Source organism: Nocardia sp. NPDC050175, from assembly GCF_044459885.1.
GTDB lineage: Bacteria > Actinomycetota > Actinomycetes > Mycobacteriales > Mycobacteriaceae > Nocardia.
In genome coordinates this window covers 273,370-291,389 of sequence record NZ_JBITJI010000014.1, presented here as the reverse complement: position 1 = coordinate 291,389, position 18,020 = coordinate 273,370, and the positions used below count along the sequence as shown (strand labels likewise).

The window sequence follows — 18,020 nt, the reverse complement described above, 5'->3', positions numbered from 1 at the left end:
CACACCCACCACCCGGTGGCCTGCGGGACCAACTGAACACGGAACGAAATCACCTGGCTCTACTCCCAGGTGGTCTCGTCATCGGGGACCGCTCAGTTGCCCGGATCTGCACCCAAACTCGGGATCGGCACTCGGAATAGGGCCCTAGAGTCGGTGCCGATCCCGAGTCAGGGTGCGGATTTGCTGGCATCGGTCGCGTTCGGGTGGATTTGCAGTTCTGGCTTCGGATTGCGCCGGTTGAGGTGTCCGGGGGAGTGCGCCTCTTGAGAAGGCGTGCGGCGATGGGGGGTGGGGTCTTTCGGGCGGTGGCTTCGTGCCGAGGGCTCAGGGGCGGGTGAAACCGAGTGGTATGCAGGGGGATTCACCGACCACCCAAACAGCCGCACTACTCCTGATTTCTCGCACCGAGAATCGCATGCAATTCCAGGTGCGGGAAATCGGAAGGCGTGCGTCTGTATACACGCCGCGGGGTGTGGGCTGGTCAGTGGATTAGTTCTGGCTGCTTGTCGGGGGTGAGGGTGGTGGCGGGGTGGCGGGGCAGGAGTTGTTCCCAGGTGATTACGCCGAGGGCGGCGAGGCCGATTGCGGCGCCTATCCAGGCGATCGAGGCGTAGCCGAGGCCGGCGCCGATGGCGAGGCCGCCTAGCCAGGGGCCGACGGTGATGCCGACGTTGAAGGAGGCGACGTTGAAGGCGGGGGCGAGGGTTGGGCCTTGGGGGGCGAGGTTGAAGACTCGGCTGTTGAGGGTGGGGTTGGTGCCGAAACCGAAGGCGCCGAGGAGGAAGGTGAGGGCGACTACGGGGGCGGGGTGTTCGGCGGTGAGGGCGAGCAGGATCGAGGTGATGATCAGGCCGGTGATGCCGATGTACAGGGTGCGGATCGGGTGGGTGTCGGCGGTGCGGCCGCCGATGGCGATGCCGAGGAAGCTGCCGACGCCGTACACCACCAGCACGATCGGGATCCAGCTGTCGGTGAGGCCGGTCGTTTTCGACAGCAGTGCGCCGAGGTAGGCGAAGGTGACCATCAGCGCGGCGATGGAGAGCGCGGTGGTGCCGTAGGACAACCACAGTCGGGGATTCGCGATGCTGCGCAGTTCTTTTCGAAGGTCCGGCTGTGTTTCCGAACGACCGGCGGGGATCTTGGCGAGCACGCCGATCATGGCCAGCGCGGACATGATCGCGACCGCCCAGAACGCCGCGCGCCAGCCGAGGTGCTGGCCGATCACGGTGCCTGCGGGCAGCCCGATCACGGTGGCGATGGTGAGACCGCCCGCGACGATGCTCATCGCCTTGCCGCGTGCGTTCGCGGGCACCAGGCCGATGGCGGTGGTTGCCGCGACCGACCAGAATCCGGCGTACACGAACGCGCCCACCGCCCTCGTCGCGAACAGCACCCAGTAGTCCGAGGTCAGCGCGCCGACGACGTGGGCTGCGACGAACACCGCGAGGAACGCGAGCAGTGCACTGCGCCGGGGGAGCCGTAGCGTCGTGACGGCGAGTATCGGCGCGCCGACCAGCATGCCGAGGGCGAATGCCGAAATCAGCAGGCCCGCTTGCGGAATGGTGACACCGAGGTCGGTGGACAGCTCGGTGAGCAGGCCGGAGAGCATCATCTCCGAGGTGCCCTGGGCGAAAATGGACAAGCCCAGGATGTAGACGGCGAACGGCATCGGGTACCTCTCTGGTTTTAGATCATTCAGTTCAAAACTGGCGCATGGCAAGAGACTGTTGTCCCGGGATGTCTTGGGGACTGGGTCAGAGGGCGTTCAGTGCGGTCGCGGCGATGGCTTGCAGCGCGTCGCGTCCGACACCGCCGCGTGCGGCCACCCGCATACCCGCAATGGTGGCGTTGATGAAGTGTGCCAGCTCGCGAGCGTCCTTGGCTTTGTCGATTTCCCCTGCGCGCCTGCCGTTTTCGAGCACTTCCGTCAACGCGGCGAGTCGCAGTTCCTGATCGGTCCGCAATGCCGCCGCCACTTCGGGATCGCGAGGCGCGAGCTCGATCATCGAATTGACGACCAGGCAGCCGAGCGGGTCATTCTCCGGAGCGTCCACGACCTGCTGCAGGAGTGCTCGCATCTTCGCCTTCGGTGATTCGTCGCCGTCGAGCGTCGCGAAGGTGGCGGTGTTCTTCGTCGCCATGTACCGCCGCAATGCCCGCTCGAACAGATCGTGCTTGCTCGTGAAGGTGTTGTAGATGCTGCTGCGGCCCAATCCGGTTGCGTCACACAGATCCTGGGTGGAGGTCGCCTCGTAGCCCGCCGTCCAGAACGCCCGCATCGCGGCATCCACTGCCCGCTCCTCGTCGAACTGCCTCGGTCGTGCCATGCGAACGAGGCTAACACAGTTTTGAACCGATCGTTTCAAAATATAGTGATGCGAATAGCTGCATCGCAAAGCGATGCTGGATAGCGCATCAATATCGATGTAGGATCTGATGCATGACCAGACGAACCACCCTGACGCTCACTGAGCGAGAGGAACGCATCTTGGCGACGCTCGGTGACCGAAAGGGAGCCGAGTGGGTGCTGTTCGAATCCATCGCCGCCCATCTCGGTTACTCCCTCACTCCCGACGCCTCCGAAGCCACCGTCATCCGAGTGCTGATGTCGATCGGCGCACAGGTGCTGATCGACCAAGCATTGGATGACGGCTATGCGAAGCTCGCCGAGATTTGGCCGGAGATCCACGATGAAGAGGAGGCTCTCGAGCGGAGGCGCAGGTACGCCGACGAGGTCGATCGGGTGATGCCCGGATGACACTCGCCGCTCCGACTCGTGGCCAGATCTACCGCGCAGACATCGGCCAAGGCGCCCAACCGTGGTTGATCGTTTCGAACAACCGCCGAAACCGACAACTGCCCTATCTTCTGGCCGCGCGTATCACGACGACGGACAAGTACGCGAGCTTGCCGACCATGGTCCCGCTGACGACCGGCGATCCGCTCGTCGGTTTTGTCGTCACCGACGATCTGCAGCAATTGCACCGCGACGAGCTCGAGGCACACCTCGGCACGGTTAGTCCAACCACCATCATGGCGGTCAACTCGGCACTGAAGCTGGTGCTCGCCATCCCGTGACCCGCAGGATGCGCCTCAACTGTGGTTAGGGGGAGACGGCGACGCCGAGGGATTGGGCGGCGAGGAAGCGGGGGGCGTCTTCGCCGTAGAAGATGTCGATGTCTTGGATTTCGAAGCCAGCGGTGGTCAGCAGGCCGCGGATGTCTCGGTTCAGGTTGCAGCCGCCGGCGAAAGTTTTTTGGAGCGGGTTCAGGCGGTTCTGCCACACCTGGACCTTGTGATCCGGGGCGAGGCCGTGCTCGACGAAATGCAGGGTTGCGCCGGGACTGAGCACTCGGCGGACTTCGGCGAGCGCGGTCACCACGTCCGGGATGGTGCACAGCGTCCAGGTCGACACCGCGGAATCAAAAGTGTTGTCCGCGAACGGCAGCGACTGCCCATCCAACCCGGACCGCTCGATCGGCACCTTCGACGCGGCAACCCGCTCACTCGCCAGCTTCCACCCGAGATCAGCAGGCTCGACCGCACTGACCGAGTCCACCGTCCCCGGATAGAAAGGCACATTCAACCCCGACCCGAACCCGATCTCCACCACCCGCCCGCGCAACCCGGAACACACCCGCTCACGCAGCGGCTCGTTGAACCGCATCCCACACGCGGCATCGACGATCCGCGGCACAACTCGATCTCCATAGAAGCCCACCAGCCCACTCTCCCAGGACCAACCGCGCAGTGCCACCAGGTCCGGTGTTCATCGATCCTGATCAGCAACAGACGGTGATGGCGTCGGCCGTGGCGTCACGTGCGCGGGGCTATCCGTGAATCGCCGCAGGCCGGAGCAGGCCGGCCAGGCGATCGGGCGGTAAGGCGGTCTACCGCTCGGTGCAAGCTGTCGGCGGTGCGTCGGATGCTTTCTCGGCGACGGCCCGCAAAGTCGGGCCGAGCACCGGTCGCAACCGAGACCAGGGCACCTCGACACACGGGTAGCCGTATACGTAGAGGCCGGTATCGATGTAGATCCGCACGCCGGTCGGAGTAGGAACCCAGTTCGCGAAGTTCTTTTCCGTCGGCTGCAGCGCAGCGGTGATGGCGGGATTGTCGGCTATGTTCGGATGGATCTGCTTCGCCGCCTCGGTGGTGGCCGCGGCCAGCTCGGTGATCCCGGCCTGCCGGTCGGTGAACAGGTCCCCGATCAAGACGGGTGTGGCCGCGCGGCTATCGGTGGTGATGGTGGCGAGGATCTTGAACGGATGCGCCTCACCCTGGTAGCTGATCAGCCCGGACACCACTTCGCTGATGGTGCTGTCGGTGACGAAGATTCGACCGGTGGATCGGACGGAGTGTGGGCGCGGGTCGTCGCTACGGTTGGTCGTGTCCACCTGCTCCTGGATGAACGTCCGCACACCACGATTGAAAACCTCGGTCACTCGCGGATCGCCGCCGGACAGCTCCAGCGACGCCGCAACGCCGGGGGTGCCGACACCGTTGGGCACCTCCACCTTTCGGACCGAGTAGGTCGCCCCGGCTGACTGGAGAGAGGTCGGATCCGCAGGTTCGGCGCTGGTGGACGAGGCTGTCGAAGCGCCGCCGGTTGTTGCCACCGAGACGCTCGGACGCTGCGGCTCGGAGCTGTTCGGGTCGCCATCGTTCGAGCCGTCGGCACCACATCCGCTGAGCATCACGGCCAGCGACAGTCCCAGCACCGCTCGCGACACCATAATCGATTGCTTGGTCACCGACCGCACGGTAGAACCCCCTCGTCATTTCGTGAACCCGGATCATCGATCAGCAGCCGACCCAGTAGCTGCCGACTGTAATGACGCGCACATGTCGTCGTTGGACAGACGCGCGGCCGCCGTCGATTTCTAGCGCAACCAACGGGAACGTGCGCAGTGAGCCACTACCTGGCCATGCGCGCACGGGAACATTCGGGCGACGGATGGGAACCATGCCGAGCCTTGCCAGCAGCTGGCCCCGTGCACGGATCAGTCCCACGCGCGCAGGATGGCCGACGATTTCGTGCGCGCGGAGCGATTGCCTGCGCACCGCCAGCGGATCGTTGGCGGGGTTTGCCGCGGGCGTCGGTGCGCATGATCCGGTGGGAACGTGCGCGGCGAGTCACTATCTGGTCATGCTCGCACTGGGACGTTCGGCAACATCAGGAACCATGCCGAGCCTTGTCGGCAGCTGGAGCCGCGCACGGATCAGTCTCACGCGCGCAGGATCGCCGACGATTTCGTGCGCGCGGAGCGATTGCCTGCGCACCGGCAGCGGATCGTTGGCGAGGTCTGCTTAGGGCGTCGGTGCGCACTATCCGTCAGGTCGTGTACGAATTCGCTGACGATTTCGTGCGGGGGCCGCGAGGTTGGGTGCGGCCGGTGGTCGGTGACGTGGTTGCGTTGCGAGGTCGATAGTCAGCGAATCTCGGCTTCCGGAGTGGTGGAGCCACCACCGTGCACCCCGCTGTGTCAGCCCTACACCCAGTACAGAGGGTGTGGGGCTGACACAGCGGGGTGCACGGTGAGGTTCTTGCGTGGTGGCCTGGCTTTGGTTGCGTTGCGGGCAGGGGTGGCGGGGGCGTGGAATGCTGGCGGGGTGACCTTGTTCGAGGTGTGGGCGCCGCGGGTGGAGCAGGTGCGAGTGGATGTGGACGGTGTCGTCCATTCGATGGGACGGGCCGGGGGTGGCTGGTGGCAGGCAGAGGTGGCTGCCACCGATGGGACCCGGTATGGGTTTCTGCTCGACGAGGATCCGACGGTTTTGCCGGATCCGCGGTCGGCTCGGCAACCGGACGGGGTGCACGGGCGGTCGGCGGTGCACAGCCTCGATCGGTCGGTGTGGACGGACTCGGGGTGGACCGGGCGGTCGTTGGCCGGTGCGGTGTTCTATGAGATGCACGTCGGCACTTTCACCCCGGACGGCACGTTCGATTCGGCGGTCGAGCGGCTCGACTATCTGGTCGATCTCGGGGTGACCGTGGTCGAGTTGATGCCGGTGAACGCGTTCGACGGGACGCACAACTGGGGTTACGACGGGGTGCTCTGGTACGCGGTGCATGAACCGTATGGCGGGCCGGATGGGTTGCAGCGGTTTGTGAATGCTTGCCATGCGCGGGGATTGGCGGTCGCGCTGGACGTCGTCTACAACCATCTCGGTCCGTCCGGGAACTATCTGCCGCGTTTCGCGCCTTACCTCACCGACGGTCGAAACACGTGGGGGCAGAGTCTGAACCTGGACGGTTCCGACTCGGATGAGGTGCGTCGGCACATCATCGGCAACGCGTTGCGTTGGCTGCGTGACTTCCATATCGACGCGCTACGAATCGACGCGGTCCACGCGCTGGTCGATCGGACCGCGAACCATGTGCTCGCCGAACTCGCCACCGAGACAACACGTCTCGCGGCCCATGTGCGCCGGCCGCTCACCCTGATCGCGGAGAGTGACCTCAACGACCCGAAGCTGATCACGCCGCGCGCCGCGGGCGGTTACGGATTGACCGGGCAGTGGAGCGACGACCTGCATCACGCGATCCACACCGCGGTCTCGGGTGAACGCCAGGGCTACTACGCCGATTTCGGCTCGCTGCGCTGCCTGGCGCACACGCTGACGCACGGATTCTTCCACGCCGCAACGTTTTCCAGCTTCCGTGGCCGCACCCATGGCCGCCCGATCGACACCGCGATGATCCCGGGCAGCGCGCTGCTCGCCTACACCTGCAACCACGATCAGATCGGCAACCGCGCCATCGGCGACCGGCCCAGCGCCTATCTGACCGACGGGCAACTGGCGATCAAGGCCGCGCTGGTGCTGTGCTCGCCGTACACGCCGATGCTGTTCATGGGGGAGGAGTGGGGCGCGAACACCCCGTTCCTGTTCTTCACCTCGCACACCGACCCGGTGATCGCGGCCGCCACCGCCGACGGCCGCAAGGCTGAATTCGCCGCGCACGGCTGGAGCACCGACGAGGTGCCGAACCCGCAGGACCCGTCGACGTTCCAGCGCTCGAAGCTGAACTGGACCGAGCTCGAAGAAGCCCGGCACATACGGCTACATTCCTGCTATCGCAAGCTGCTCGCCCTGCGCCGGGAGCGACCGGAACTCACCGACCCGTGGCTGACCCACATCTCGGTCGACTACGACGAAAACGCCCGGTGGATCGTCGTGCATCGCGGCGCGCTGAAGCTGGTGTGCAACCTGTCCGAAGACCAGGTCACGGTGCCGGTCACCGGGTTCTCGCTGCTGTCGTGGGAGCCGCCGACCGAAGGCCCGTCGGCGACAACGATTCCCGCGCACTCTTTCGCGATCCTCGCGGACCGGTAACCGAACTCCGGTTGCGGGAAAGTCACGATAGAAACTGTCCGAGACAGATCCATTGCCGGGTGTGACCGCCGCCATTACCGTAGAAAGATGAGCAACGACGCTTCCGGGGATCTAGCGCCGATCCCGACCGGGATGGGTGGCAGCGCCACCGCCGAATTCGCCCCACTGGTGCGCGCTTTCGCCAGGACCTTCGGACACCGCCGCGGCGCGGGCGGCGCGCTGGCGGTGCACCTGCACGGCGAGCCGCTGCTCGACATCTGGGCCGGATCCGGCGGCACCGGCCCGTGGACCCAGGACACCGGGTCGATCATCTTCTCCGCGACGAAGGGCGTCACCGCCACCGTCATCCACCGGCTCGCCGACCGGGGACTGCTCGATTACGCCGCACCGATGGCCGAATACTGGCCGGAATTCGGCGCCAACGGCAAGAGCAAAATCACCGTGCGCCAAGCGATGACACACAGCGCGGGTCTGTCCGCCCTCGCCCCGATCGCCACCGGCCTCGACGACGTGCTCGACCACGAACTGATGGAACAGCGCCTGGCCGCCGCGAAACCCGATCACCTGCTGGGTGTTCCGGCGTATCACGCGCTCACCTTCGGCTGGCTGATGGCAGGCTTGGCCCGCGCGATCACCGGCCGACCCATGGCGGAACTGTTCCGCTCCGAGGTCGCCGACCCGCTCGGCATCGACGGTATCCACCTCGGCGCACCGCCACCGGACGCGCCGACCAGCTACGCGCCGCTGGCCGGATCCCAACTGAGCCTGATCGGAAAACCGGTCAGCGCAATGATATTGGGCCGCAGCCATCGGATCCCCGGCGCTTTGGGCGCGGCCACCCGCTGCCTGTTCCTGCCCGGACTGGAATCCATTCTGGCCGGCGAGCAGCCGCCGATCCTGAACACCGAGCTCGGCGCGGGTAACGGCGTGTGCACCGCCCCCGCGCTCGCCACCATGTACGGCGCGCTCGCCAACGACGGTGTGGCAGAAGGTCGTCAGTACCTGAGCCCGCGAACCATCAAGTCGATCAGGCGGATTCAGACGTACCGGCTCGACCACGCCCTGTTCTATACGCCCATGCTCTGGCGACTCGGCTACCACTCACTGCCGATGCCGGGCGCCCGCGCCGGATTCGGCCACATCGGCCTCGGCGGTTCCTTCGGCTGGGCCGAACCGCGCCTGGGCCTTTCGGTCGGCTTCGTGCACAACCGGCTGTCGGTGGGCCAAATGTCCTACGACATGTCGGCGGCGTTCTGGATGCTGCCGATGCTGCTGAACTGCCTGCGCGCCACCAAGCGCATCCCCATGGCGGAGACACGCGAGGCGGCGGCTTAGCTCAGGTCAGATAACGGTAAGCGGGCGAGCCCGGTTCCAGCCGCTCGCCCTGGATCGGCGACTCGGCCATCCGGTCCAGCAACGCGCCCAACCCATCCGGGGCGCCGAGCTCGATACCGACCAGCGCCGAACCGGTTTCGCGGTTGTTCCGCTTGACGTACTCGAACATGGTGATGTCGTCGTCCGGCCCGAGCACCTCGTCCAGGAAGCGCCGCAGCGCGCCCGGCTCCTGCGGAAAGTCCACCAGGAAATAGTGTTTCAGGCCGCGATGCACCAGCGAGCGTTCGATGATCTCGCCGTAGCGCGACACATCGTTGTTGCCGCCGGAGACCAGGCACACCACCGTCGATCCCGGCTCCACCGCGAGCTCGTAGAGAGCCGTAACCGCCAGCGCGCCAGCGGGTTCGGCGATGATGCCTTCGTTCTGGTACAGGTCGAGCATGGTCGTGCAGATCGCGCCCTCGTCGACCTGCATCATCCGGAAAGAGCTCGAGCCGCTGGGCGACTCGGTGGTGGTCAGTAACGGCAGCGAGGCATGCGAGACCACCCGGCCGCCGAATCCGGCGATCGCCGCGAACGGCACGGCGCCGATCCGGCGCACCGCGGCACCGTCCACGAACGGGTCGATCTCCGGCAGTGTCACCGGTCCGCCCGCGACCAGTGCCGCGGTCATCGAGGCCGCGCCGGCCGGCTCCACGCCGAGGATCGAGGTGTGCGGCGAGCGGTCCCGCAGGTAGGTGCCGACGCCGGCCAGACAGCCACCGCCGCCCACCGGCACTACGACCAGATCGGGCGAGGTGCCGAGTTGCTCCAGGATTTCCGGCGCGATGGTGCCCTGCCCGGCCGCGGTGCGCACGTCGTCGAACGGCGGCACCATGGTGGCGCCGGTGCGCTCGACATCGTCGGCCGCGGCGGAGGCGGCGGCATCGTAGGTTTCGCCGACCGCGATCAGCTGCACGAATTCACCGCCGTGCACCCGGATCCGGTCGCGCTTCTGCTTGGGGGTGGTGGTCGGCACGTAGATGCGGCACTTGATGCCCATCGCATGGCAGGCGAACGCCACGCCCTGCGCGTGGTTGCCCGCGCTGGCCGCGACGACACCGGCGGCGCGTTCGCTCTCGGTCAGCTGCATCACCAGGTTGTAGGCGCCGCGCAGCTTGTAGGAGCGGACCGCGGACAGGTCCTCGCGCTTGAGGTAGACGTCCGCTCCGGTGAGCCGCGAGAGCCGCTCGCTGCGCTGCAGCGGAGTCGGCTCGATAATGTCGGCAATTCGCTTGGCGGCAGCGTCGATCTCGTCCGCGCTCAGCGCGGGACGAGAAGCGGACAGTGCGTCGATGACATCAAGCGGATTGGACACCCGAAATATGCTGCCACCCGCCGCGTCGGGCTGCTGCGGCGGGTGGCGGTGCTGCGTGGAATTAGCTGGCGTCACGTCGGATGATCCGACGTCCGGCCGACGCGCTCGCAAGTGCTTCGCGCGAGCCTCAGTCCTTCGGGGTCAGCACGAAAAGCGGAATGACCCGGTCCGTCTTCTTCGTGTATTCGAGGTAGTCCGGCCAGACCTCGGTGGCCCGGTCCCACCACACCTGGCGCTCGTCATCGAAGACCTCGCGCGCGGTGTAGTCCTTGTTCACGGTGCCGTCGCGCAGTTCGACGAGCGGCTCGGCCTTCATGTTGTAGTACCAGACCGGGTTCTTCGGTGCGCCGCCCAACGAGGCGACCACCGCGTATTCGCCGTTGTGCTCCACCCGCATCAGCGGGATCTTGCGCAGCTTGCCGGACTTCGCACCTTTGGTGGTGAGCAGAATGACCGGCTTGCCCTCGTGCGTGGTGCCCTCGGTGCCGCCCGAGTTCTCATAGGTGTCGACCTGGTCGCGGGCCATGGCGAACGGGCTCGGTTCGTATTCTCCTGTCAATGGCATGACTGAGGGAACGAATCCGGGTTCGACTGTGTTCCCGGCAACACAAAGTTCGGTAGACCGAACATCGCAGTCCGTCTATCCTTACTAGATGGCAGTTGTTCACCCGTCGGCCCGCTCCGCGACAGTTGAGATCGCGGGGAGCGCGTGGCCGGTATACAAGCTCGAGGCGCTGGCCGCCGCGCTGGTGACCTGTCTGATCCTTGCGCTGATCATCGGTTCTCCACAGGTCGCGGTGCTGATCGCCGCCGCGGTCGGTGCGGGCCGCTGGTTGGTCGGGCTCGCCGTCGCGCGTCGCTCGGCCGATCGAACCGGCTAGTTCGCGTCGAGCGGGAGATCCGCGAGTTCAGCTCGCGACACCACACCCAGCTTCGGATACGCCTTGTACAGGTGATGGCCGACCGTGCGCGGACTGAGGAACAACTGCGCGGCGATGTCCCGGTTGGACATGCCCTGCGCCGCCAATCGCACGATCTGTAGTTCCTGCGGCGTCAGCGCGGCCAGCACACCGTGTGCGGGCCGGGTCGAGGTACCGACACCGAGAGCCCCGAGTTCGGTCCGCGTTCGCTCTGCCCACGGAACGGCGTCGAGTCGCTCAAAGGTTTCCAGGGCGGGTTGCAGCTGCGTCCGCGCGTCGGCCTTGCGGCGCGTGCGCCGCAACCATTCGCCATACAGCAGTTGGGTTCTGGCCTGTTCGAACGGTCGCCCGCCGAGCCGCAACGCCGCGAGGTAGTGCTGCTCGGCATTGGCATCATCGACCAGAGCACGGCAGCGATACGCCAGCGCTTCGATCCAGTCCTGCCGCGCGACCGTCGCCCACTCGGTCAGCCGGTCCAGTGCATCGCCCGCGCGGGCCGGGTTACCCAGCCGGACCGCCGCCTCGATCAGGTCCGGCAGGGCGCGTCGCCCGGCCACGTGATGACGTGCGGGCTCGCTGGTCAGCAACTCCAACCTGGCCAACGCACCGTCTACCTTGCCGAGCCCCAGTTCCAGCAGACCGAGTGCGAGGTGCGTCCACGGCGCACCGGGCGCGGCACCACCGCCGAACTCCTCGGCGAGCGCCCGGTCGACCAACTCCCGGCATTCCTCCGCACGACCTTCGAGCGCGGCCAGATACGCCAAATACGCCGACAGCTGGCTGATCCACTGCCCGTGCCCGAGGTCGGTCGCGATCCGCAATCCTTCGGTCGCGGCAACACGGCCCTCACCCGGCCTGCCGAGGAACGCCTCGCCCTCGGCGCGGAAGAACAGCAGCGTCGGCAGCAACGCGATCCGACCCTGCTCACGGCATTCGGCGATGAGCTCGCCCGCCAATTCGGCGACGTGATCGTCCTGGCCGACCACCAGACCTATCCCGCACATCTGCACCAGATCCCGCGGACTGTCCGCGCCCGCTGCTCTCGCCGCGGCCGCCGCTGCGCGCAGATCAATAGTGAACCGACCGTTGATCGCCGCGACCGTGTACCGCGCGATCGGCGCCAGCGGTTCACTGTCCGGCAGCGCGAGCGTCGTCAGGGAATCGACGACCTCCGCCAGCTCCGGCTCACCGAGATACCAGGCCGTGTGCAACGCCTGCGCGAGAATGCGAGCCGCCCGGGGTGGTTCGGACTCGCGCACCGCCGCGGCCGCGCCGAGCAACAGCCGGTGCGCCGAAAGTGGCTTGCCCGCACCGAATTCCGCGACACCGCGAACGAGATCGAGACGCGCGAGCACCAGCGGATCGGTCGTCTGCGCCGCCGCGCGCTCGGCAAGCTGCCTGGCCAGATCGGGCAGGCCTGTCTCGCTAGCGGTCTCGGCGGCGAGCACCAACCTGCGTACCCGGTCCGCCGGGACGATACTCAGGCCGGCCGCGCGCTCGTAGGCCGCGACAGCGCCGTGATAACCACTACGCTCGCGCGCCCGAGCCGCAGTGAGTTCTAGTGCGGCAGCGGTGGTTTCATCCGGACCGGTCGCCGCTGAGGCCAGGTGCCAGGCCCGCAGATCGGCGTCCTCGGCCGAGGTGAGGGCCTCGGCGAGTGCACGATGCGCGGTGAGACGCTGAGCCAGCGGCGCGCCTTGATAGACCGCTGAGCGCAGCAGCGGATGACGGAAGGTCAGCGTCCGTCCGTCGCTGTGCACCAGCCTGGCGTCTTCGGCGGGCGCGAGATCGGCGAGCTGCGCATCGAGGGCGGCGCCCGCGCGCAGGACCGTGGCGAGTTCGGCGTTGCCCGCAGCGGCCGCGACCACCAGCAGCAGTCGCGTGCGCGTGGGCAGCCTGCTCACCTGACCGTGAAAGGCGACCTGCAGTCGCTGCGTCAATGGCAGCGGATTCGGGCCCGCCCCAGGCGATTCCGCCGCGAGCACGGCGGGCAGCTCACGCAACGCCAGCGGATTGCCGCCCGCCTCGCCGAGCAACCGATAGCGCAGCACCGGCGACAGATCGGGATCGCGGCTGTCCACCAGGGCGGCGGCGGCCTCTGGTGGCAGCCCCGTCACAATCAGCTCGGGCAGACCGGGCGCGGGGAAAACGTCCGGGCCCTGGCGGGTCGCGAAGATCATCACCACGCCCTCCGCATCGAGTCTGCGCGCCGCGAACAGCAGCGCCTCCGCGGTCGCGTGATCGAGCCAGTGCGCGTCATCGATCAGGCAGAGCAACGGCCCGTCGGTCGCCTCCTCGGCCAGCAACGACAGCACGGCGAGCCCGATCAACAACCGATCGCCCGGATCCTGCTGCGCCAGACCGAAAGCGCCACGCAAGGCGTCACGCTGCCGGTCGGGCAGGGTGTCCAGCAGCGCGATGCCGGGCCGAACCAGCAGATGCAGTCCGGCGAAAGGCAATTCGGCCTCGGATTCGATGCCCGCGCTGCGCACCGTCGGAAGACCTTGGGCCGCCGCGTAATCCAGCAGCGCGGTTTTGCCGATCCCGGGTTCGCCGCGCAGCACCAGCGCGCTGCTCCGGCCGTCCCGTGCCGCCGCGAGAAGCCGATCGATCTGTGCTTGTTCGGCCTGTCTTCCCTGGAGCATCTGCACACCGTAGCGCTCTGCTGGACAAGCGATCAGTGTCGGCCCGAGTCGAGGTCGGCGCACGGTTCTACCGTGTCGCACGCCGACGATATAGCGATCGGCTACTAAGGTTCGAGGCTATGGGGTCGAATGTGAAAAGGACTGTCCAGGCCTTGGCGGGCGTCGCCGTGACCTGTGCGTCCGTTGCCGCCCTAGCGCCGACGGCGACCGCCGAGGTGATCAGCATGCCCCCGCACGAGAAGTCGTTCATCCCACCGGGTGACGGCGGGAAGAAGTTCACCGTCGGCAGCCGGGAGGAGTACATCTATCGGATCCCGCCGTTGAACTTCATGGGCACCACCCGGGAGGCCCTGGTCACGTCGATCGGCTACGGCCAGATCGAGGGGGCGACGGCAGGCAAGCTCCGCATCGGATATCACGTCGGCTGTGCGGTGACCATCGGCGCGGGCACCCTCGGCGCGACGCCCGACCTCGTCATCGGGCAGCAGCCGAGCTTCAATCCGAATCCGGTCGCCACGCTGAATCTCGCGCCGGGTGAGGTCGGCGAGGTCGCGATCGCCGAGAAGGACATGATCCCCGGCAAGCTGATTCAGCTCAGCTTCCGCGATTTCCACATCAAGGTGAATTCGTGCACCGGCCCGGTCACCCTCCGGCAATACGCCTACGTGGATTACAAATCCCCCGAGGTCGACGATTCCGGCGCCGTGTTCGGCGATCCCACCTGGCTCTGAGGCGCTGAGTCCCGCTCGCTACCTGGTTGAAACAGGCGTTGTTCATTAACACTGTTCACCGGGCGCTCGATTATTCGAGTAGTCGAGTACGCGGGTTCCGGCAGGAGCCCGGCGGGAGGATCTGGTTCATGAAACGCCTGGTCGTATGTTGTGACGGCACCTGGAAAGCGGAGTCGAGCACGACGGTATCCAACATCATCAAGATCGCCCAGACGATCCGGTACGACGCGCCCGGCCCGCTGGGGGAGACGATCCAGCAGTGGGTCACCTACGTGTCGGGGCCGGGTGCCCGCGGCTTCCTGTCCGATCGGCTGATGGGTGGTGCGTTCGGGCTCGGCCTGGAGGCGAACCTGTCGTCCGCGTACTGGCACCTGGCGTTGAACTGGCAGCCGGGCGACGAGATCTACATCTTCGGGTTCAGTCGCGGTGCGTTCACCGCGCGCAGCCTGTCCGGCCTGATCGACCGCATCGGGATCCTGACGCCGGAGGCGATGATCAACGGCAAGTATCCGGAGGCGTTGCAGATTCATCAGCAGGTGGCGCCGAAGGACGGCACGATTCCGCAGGAGTGGGTGGACTTCCGCAGGGACAACTGCCACAAGGTCGCCCCCAAGATCAACTTCCTCGGCGTCTTCGACACCGTCGGCGCGCTCGGCGTGCCGGGACTCACCTCGCTGCGGTACAAGTTCCACGACGTCAAACTCGCCCCGAGCGTGCACTGCGCCAGGCAGGCGCTGGCCATCGACGAGCGGCGGCGCAACTTCGAGCCGTGCCTCTGGGAGGTGCCGGTCGAGCCGAATGTGAAGTACCGCAGAGGATTCCAGCGGGTGAAGCAGGTCTGGTTCGAAGGCGTGCACAGCGACATCGGCGGCGGCTACGCCGAATGCGGGCTCTCCGACATCACGCTGCGCTGGATGGTGCGTGAGGCCGAATCCGTCGGGCTCGCCTTCGATCGGGATCGGCTGGCCGAGCTGTCGAACACCTGCCGGGCCGCCGATGCCGTGCAGCACATGCGGCCGCATCCGTCGCTCGGCCTCGGCTACCGCATCCTGAATGTGGTTCGTACCCTGCGTCATCCGCGCAGCACACGGTTCTACCTGGACTCCTGGCGCCAGCTGGCCAACGGTCACGAGCAGGGCATCCGGCTGGCCTCCCTGGTCAACGAGGACGACGAGTACCGCCCGCCGAACCTGCGCCGCTGGCGCGCGCGGTTCGGCGGCATGTTCCCCGAGGAGCTGCTGGAGAAGGTCAGCCCGGTCTCAGCGCACCAGCAGGGCGACTGGGAGCCTGCCGAAGAGCTTCTCCAGCCGGGCCCGGCCCTGGAATGTGTGGCCGGTTAGCCGGTCCGTCCAGTTTCCCTGCGGCAGGTCGAGCGTCGTGTCACCCCAGCCGGTTTCGGCGAGATCGACGCTGTGCCTGGTGGTCGCGACGATCACCTCCGGTGCCGCACCGACCCGGCCCCTGGCGAAGGACACCAGCCTGCTCGCCTGCTCGCCGGTGGCGAACAGCGGCAGGTAGGTGCCGCCGACGAAGCAGTCGGGGCGCTCCCGGCGCAGCCACAGCGCGTACGCGACGATCCACATCTTCGCCGCGCCGGTGGTGTCCAGCGCCGGTGTGCCGGTGAGTGATTGCAGCATGCCGGTGCGGACCGAGAAGTCCACCGGGCGCCGGTTGTCCGGGTCGACGAGGGTGTCCTCCCACAGCTCGCAGCCCTGGTAGATGTCCGGGATGCCGGGGCCGCAGAGCTGAAGCAGCTTCTGCGACAACGCATCCGACCACGCGTGCGGCGCCAGCTCGTGCACCAGGTCGCCGAGCTCGGAGCCGACGGGGCCGTCGATCACCGCGTCGATCCAGGTGTGCACCGCGGTCTCGAACTCGGTATCCGGCTCCTCCCAGGAGGATTTGGTGCCTGCCTCGCGAATCGACTTCTCGGCGAAGCTGTGCAGCCGGTCGCGCAAGCCCGGGACCGAGGCGGCGGGACGGCCGTCGGCGGGCCACACCCCGAACATGTTCTGCAACAGGAACAGTGTGGTCGCGCCGTCCGGTCCCGGCGTCGTCTCCTCCCACGACTCGACGTTCTCCGCCCAGGTGTCGGCGGCCTGGGAGAGCACGCCGATGCGGGCCCGCACGTCCTCGCCGCGCTTGGTGTCGTGCGTGGACAGCGTCGTCATGGTGGCGGGCCAACGCTGCGCGCGTTCGCTGTTGGACAGGTGGAATTCGTTGAGCGAGTGGGCGAATCGCGCCGGATTGCCGCCGACCTCCTGCAGCGAGACCAGCCGGGCGGCCTGATAGAACATGGTGTCCTCCACCGCCTTCGCGGTGACGGCGCCGCAGACCTGGCTGAACCGCACCGCCGCTTCACCATCCGAGGCGAGCGCGGTGACCAGCACCGCGAGCGGCGCGGTGAGTTCGCTGTTGCGCTTCTCCACCTCGGCGATGACCGCGCCGATCATGCCGGCCAGCGGCGCGTAGTCGGCCCGGTATACCGGCATGAAGGCGAGCACCTCGATGGTGGCGTTGGTCATCGCCATGGTGTCGAAACTTTCGGCGCCCGCGTCCCGCTTGATCGCCGCGACCAGGCGCCGAACCTCCGGTGCCAGAATGCTTTCCGCGACCGCCCGCTTGATCCGGTGCTCGGTCTCGCCGATCCAGGCGCGGTCGCTGCCGTGCCCGGCCACCTTCTTGGACAGCTCGGTGAGCGCCTGCTCGCCGTCCGGGTCGATGAGCACGCCGCCGAGGTCGGCGAGCGCGTCGTAGCCGGTGGTGCCATCCACCGGCAGGGTCGAGTCCAGCGGCTCGCGGTTGGCCAGGATCTTCTCGATCAGCAGCAGCCGGTTCGGGCCGATCAGCCTGCGCACCCGCGCGAGATAGGCGGCGGGATAGGACAATCCGTCCGGGTGGTCGATCCGCACGCCGTCGATGAGGTCGTGCTCGCACCAGGCGGCCAGCTCGCGATGAGTCGCCTCGAAGACCTCCTTGTCCTCCTGGCGGACTGCGGCGAGGCTGCTGACCGCGAAGAACCGGCGGTAGGTGCACACGCCCGCCTTCCAGCTCACCAGGCGGTAGTGCTGCTTGTCGTGGATGCGCAGCGCGTTGTCGCCGTCGGTGCCCTGCGCGATGGGGAAGCGCAGATCATGCAGGGCCAGCATCGGTTCGGAGCCGGAGCGGTCGACGGTGAGGGCCGCCGGGTCGTTCTCGCTCTGCAGCACGGGCAGGGCGAGGCGGCCGCCCGCGCCGTTGGCGGCGCTCCAGTCGATATCGAAGTAGTGCGCGAACGCGGATTCGCGGCCGTTGCGCAGCACGTCCCACCACCACTTGTTCTGCCGCGGGTCGGCCACCCCGACGTGGTTGGGCACCATATCGACGATCAAACCCATACCGCGGCTGCGCACTTCGTCGGACAGCGCCTTGAGCCCGGCGGGCCCGCCGAGCGCGGCCGAGACCGTGGTGGGGTCGGTGACGTCGTAGCCGTGCGTCGAACCGTGTGCCGCGGTGAGGATCGGCGACAGGTACAGGTGCGAAATGCCAAGCTGCTGCAGGTATTCCGCGATCGTCCTGGCGTCGCTGAAGGTCAGCGCGTCCGGTCGCAGCTGCAGCCGGTAGGTGCTGCGGATCGTGGTCGGCCGAGCCGGGGTGCGGCGCAGCGAGAGTGGATCGGTCACGTGCGTCTCGGTGGATTCCGGTGTGGTCATGG

15 protein-coding genes are annotated in these 18,020 nt (G+C 67.2%); 7 read left to right on the top strand and 8 right to left on the bottom strand.

Annotated features, from left to right (window positions below):
* Positions 1–481: 481 nt before the first annotated feature.
* Positions 482–1,669, bottom strand: coding sequence for a Cmx/CmrA family chloramphenicol efflux MFS transporter (locus tag ACIBK2_RS37510; RefSeq protein WP_396974573.1), 1,188 nt, complete (start codon positions 1,667–1,669; stop codon positions 482–484).
* Positions 1,670–1,754: 85 nt separating this feature from the next.
* Entirely contained in the window at positions 1,755–2,327 is a 573-nt protein-coding gene (locus tag ACIBK2_RS37505) for a TetR/AcrR family transcriptional regulator (RefSeq protein WP_396974571.1), read from the bottom strand.
* Positions 2,328–2,440: 113 nt separating this feature from the next.
* Between ACIBK2_RS37505 and ACIBK2_RS37500 the strand changes: the two genes are divergently transcribed.
* Together ACIBK2_RS37500 and ACIBK2_RS37495 are read left to right on the top strand one after the other, a co-directional pair.
* Positions 2,441–2,758, top strand: coding sequence for a hypothetical protein (locus tag ACIBK2_RS37500; protein WP_396974570.1), 318 nt, complete (start codon positions 2,441–2,443; stop codon positions 2,756–2,758).
* Positions 2,755–3,078, top strand: coding sequence for a type II toxin-antitoxin system PemK/MazF family toxin (locus ACIBK2_RS37495; protein WP_396974568.1), 324 nt, complete (start codon positions 2,755–2,757; stop codon positions 3,076–3,078). Before ACIBK2_RS37500 ends, ACIBK2_RS37495 begins: the two co-directional genes overlap by 4 nt.
* A 25-nt stretch (positions 3,079–3,103) precedes the next feature.
* Here the strand turns inward: ACIBK2_RS37495 and ACIBK2_RS37490 are convergent, their stop codons facing one another.
* Positions 3,104–3,721 carry a class I SAM-dependent methyltransferase gene (locus ACIBK2_RS37490; RefSeq protein WP_396974566.1) on the bottom strand — a complete coding sequence of 206 codons (618 nt, stop codon included), beginning with the start codon at positions 3,719–3,721 and terminating at the stop codon, positions 3,104–3,106.
* A 169-nt stretch (positions 3,722–3,890) separates the two neighbouring features.
* Positions 3,891–4,754: a hypothetical protein gene (locus ACIBK2_RS37485; protein ID WP_396974564.1), complete on the bottom strand. Its 864-nt coding sequence runs from the start codon at positions 4,752–4,754 to the stop codon at positions 3,891–3,893.
* A gap of 859 nt (positions 4,755–5,613) precedes the next feature.
* Between ACIBK2_RS37485 and treZ the strand changes: the two genes are divergently transcribed.
* Together treZ and ACIBK2_RS37475 are read left to right on the top strand one after the other, a co-directional pair.
* A complete protein-coding gene (gene treZ, locus ACIBK2_RS37480; protein WP_396974563.1) occupies positions 5,614–7,338 on the top strand; it encodes a malto-oligosyltrehalose trehalohydrolase in 1,725 nt (574 codons plus the stop codon).
* An 87-nt stretch (positions 7,339–7,425) separates the two neighbouring features.
* The gene (locus tag ACIBK2_RS37475) at positions 7,426–8,673 is read left to right on the top strand and encodes a serine hydrolase domain-containing protein (protein ID WP_396974561.1); all 1,248 of its coding nucleotides are present in this window, start codon (positions 7,426–7,428) and stop codon (positions 8,671–8,673) included.
* Position 8,674: 1 nt separating this feature from the next.
* On the opposite strand, the gene ilvA is transcribed toward ACIBK2_RS37475, so the two are convergent.
* Together ilvA and ACIBK2_RS37465 are read right to left on the bottom strand one after the other, a co-directional pair.
* Complete coding sequence (ilvA, locus tag ACIBK2_RS37470) at positions 8,675–10,030, bottom strand: threonine ammonia-lyase IlvA (protein WP_396974559.1); 1,356 nt, start codon at positions 10,028–10,030, stop codon at positions 8,675–8,677.
* A gap of 127 nt (positions 10,031–10,157) precedes the next feature.
* Entirely contained in the window at positions 10,158–10,595 is a 438-nt protein-coding gene (locus tag ACIBK2_RS37465) for a nitroreductase family deazaflavin-dependent oxidoreductase (protein ID WP_396974557.1), read from the bottom strand.
* Between the two features lie 88 nt (positions 10,596–10,683).
* Between ACIBK2_RS37465 and ACIBK2_RS37460 the strand changes: the two genes are divergently transcribed.
* On the top strand, positions 10,684–10,911 hold the full coding sequence (locus tag ACIBK2_RS37460; RefSeq protein ID WP_396974556.1) for a hypothetical protein: 228 nt from the start codon (positions 10,684–10,686) through the stop codon (positions 10,909–10,911).
* On the opposite strand, the gene ACIBK2_RS37455 is transcribed toward ACIBK2_RS37460, so the two are convergent.
* Positions 10,908–13,595: an ATP-binding protein gene (locus ACIBK2_RS37455; protein WP_396974554.1), complete on the bottom strand. Its 2,688-nt coding sequence runs from the start codon at positions 13,593–13,595 to the stop codon at positions 10,908–10,910. The genes ACIBK2_RS37460 and ACIBK2_RS37455 overlap by 4 nt on opposite strands.
* Before the next feature lie 131 nt (positions 13,596–13,726).
* On the opposite strand from ACIBK2_RS37455, the gene ACIBK2_RS37450 reads away from it, so the two are divergent.
* Positions 13,727–14,326, top strand: coding sequence for an MspA family porin (locus tag ACIBK2_RS37450; RefSeq protein WP_396974552.1), 600 nt, complete (start codon positions 13,727–13,729; stop codon positions 14,324–14,326).
* 128 nt (positions 14,327–14,454) lie between these two features.
* Positions 14,455–15,666 carry a DUF2235 domain-containing protein gene (locus tag ACIBK2_RS37445; protein WP_396974551.1) on the top strand — a complete coding sequence of 404 codons (1,212 nt, stop codon included), beginning with the start codon at positions 14,455–14,457 and terminating at the stop codon, positions 15,664–15,666.
* On the opposite strand, the gene treY is transcribed toward ACIBK2_RS37445, so the two are convergent.
* Positions 15,586–18,018, bottom strand: a complete 2,433-nt coding sequence (treY, locus tag ACIBK2_RS37440; protein WP_396974549.1) for a malto-oligosyltrehalose synthase — start codon at positions 18,016–18,018, stop codon at positions 15,586–15,588. The genes ACIBK2_RS37445 and treY overlap by 81 nt on opposite strands.
* Positions 18,019–18,020: the final 2 nt, after the last annotated feature.

What these genes read in the sequence shown, in the direction of transcription:
- ACIBK2_RS37510 (WP_396974573.1), bottom strand. Translation starts at nt 1,669, where the DNA reads ATGCCGTTCGCCGTCTACATCCTGGGCTTGTCCATTTTCGCCCAGGGC.
- ACIBK2_RS37505 (WP_396974571.1), bottom strand. Translation starts at nt 2,327, where the DNA reads ATGGCACGACCGAGGCAGTTCGACGAGGAGCGGGCAGTGGATGCCGCG.
- ACIBK2_RS37500 (WP_396974570.1), top strand. Translation starts at nt 2,441, where the DNA reads ATGACCAGACGAACCACCCTGACGCTCACTGAGCGAGAGGAACGCATC.
- ACIBK2_RS37495 (WP_396974568.1), top strand. Translation starts at nt 2,755, where the DNA reads ATGACACTCGCCGCTCCGACTCGTGGCCAGATCTACCGCGCAGACATC.
- ACIBK2_RS37475 (WP_396974561.1), top strand. Translation starts at nt 7,426, where the DNA reads ATGAGCAACGACGCTTCCGGGGATCTAGCGCCGATCCCGACCGGGATG.
- ACIBK2_RS37465 (WP_396974557.1), bottom strand. Translation starts at nt 10,595, where the DNA reads ATGCCATTGACAGGAGAATACGAACCGAGCCCGTTCGCCATGGCCCGC.
- ACIBK2_RS37460 (WP_396974556.1), top strand. Translation starts at nt 10,684, where the DNA reads ATGGCAGTTGTTCACCCGTCGGCCCGCTCCGCGACAGTTGAGATCGCG.
- ACIBK2_RS37455 (WP_396974554.1), bottom strand. Translation starts at nt 13,595, where the DNA reads ATGCTCCAGGGAAGACAGGCCGAACAAGCACAGATCGATCGGCTTCTC.
- ACIBK2_RS37445 (WP_396974551.1), top strand. Translation starts at nt 14,455, where the DNA reads ATGAAACGCCTGGTCGTATGTTGTGACGGCACCTGGAAAGCGGAGTCG.
- treY (WP_396974549.1), bottom strand. Translation starts at nt 18,018, where the DNA reads ATGACCACACCGGAATCCACCGAGACGCACGTGACCGATCCACTCTCG.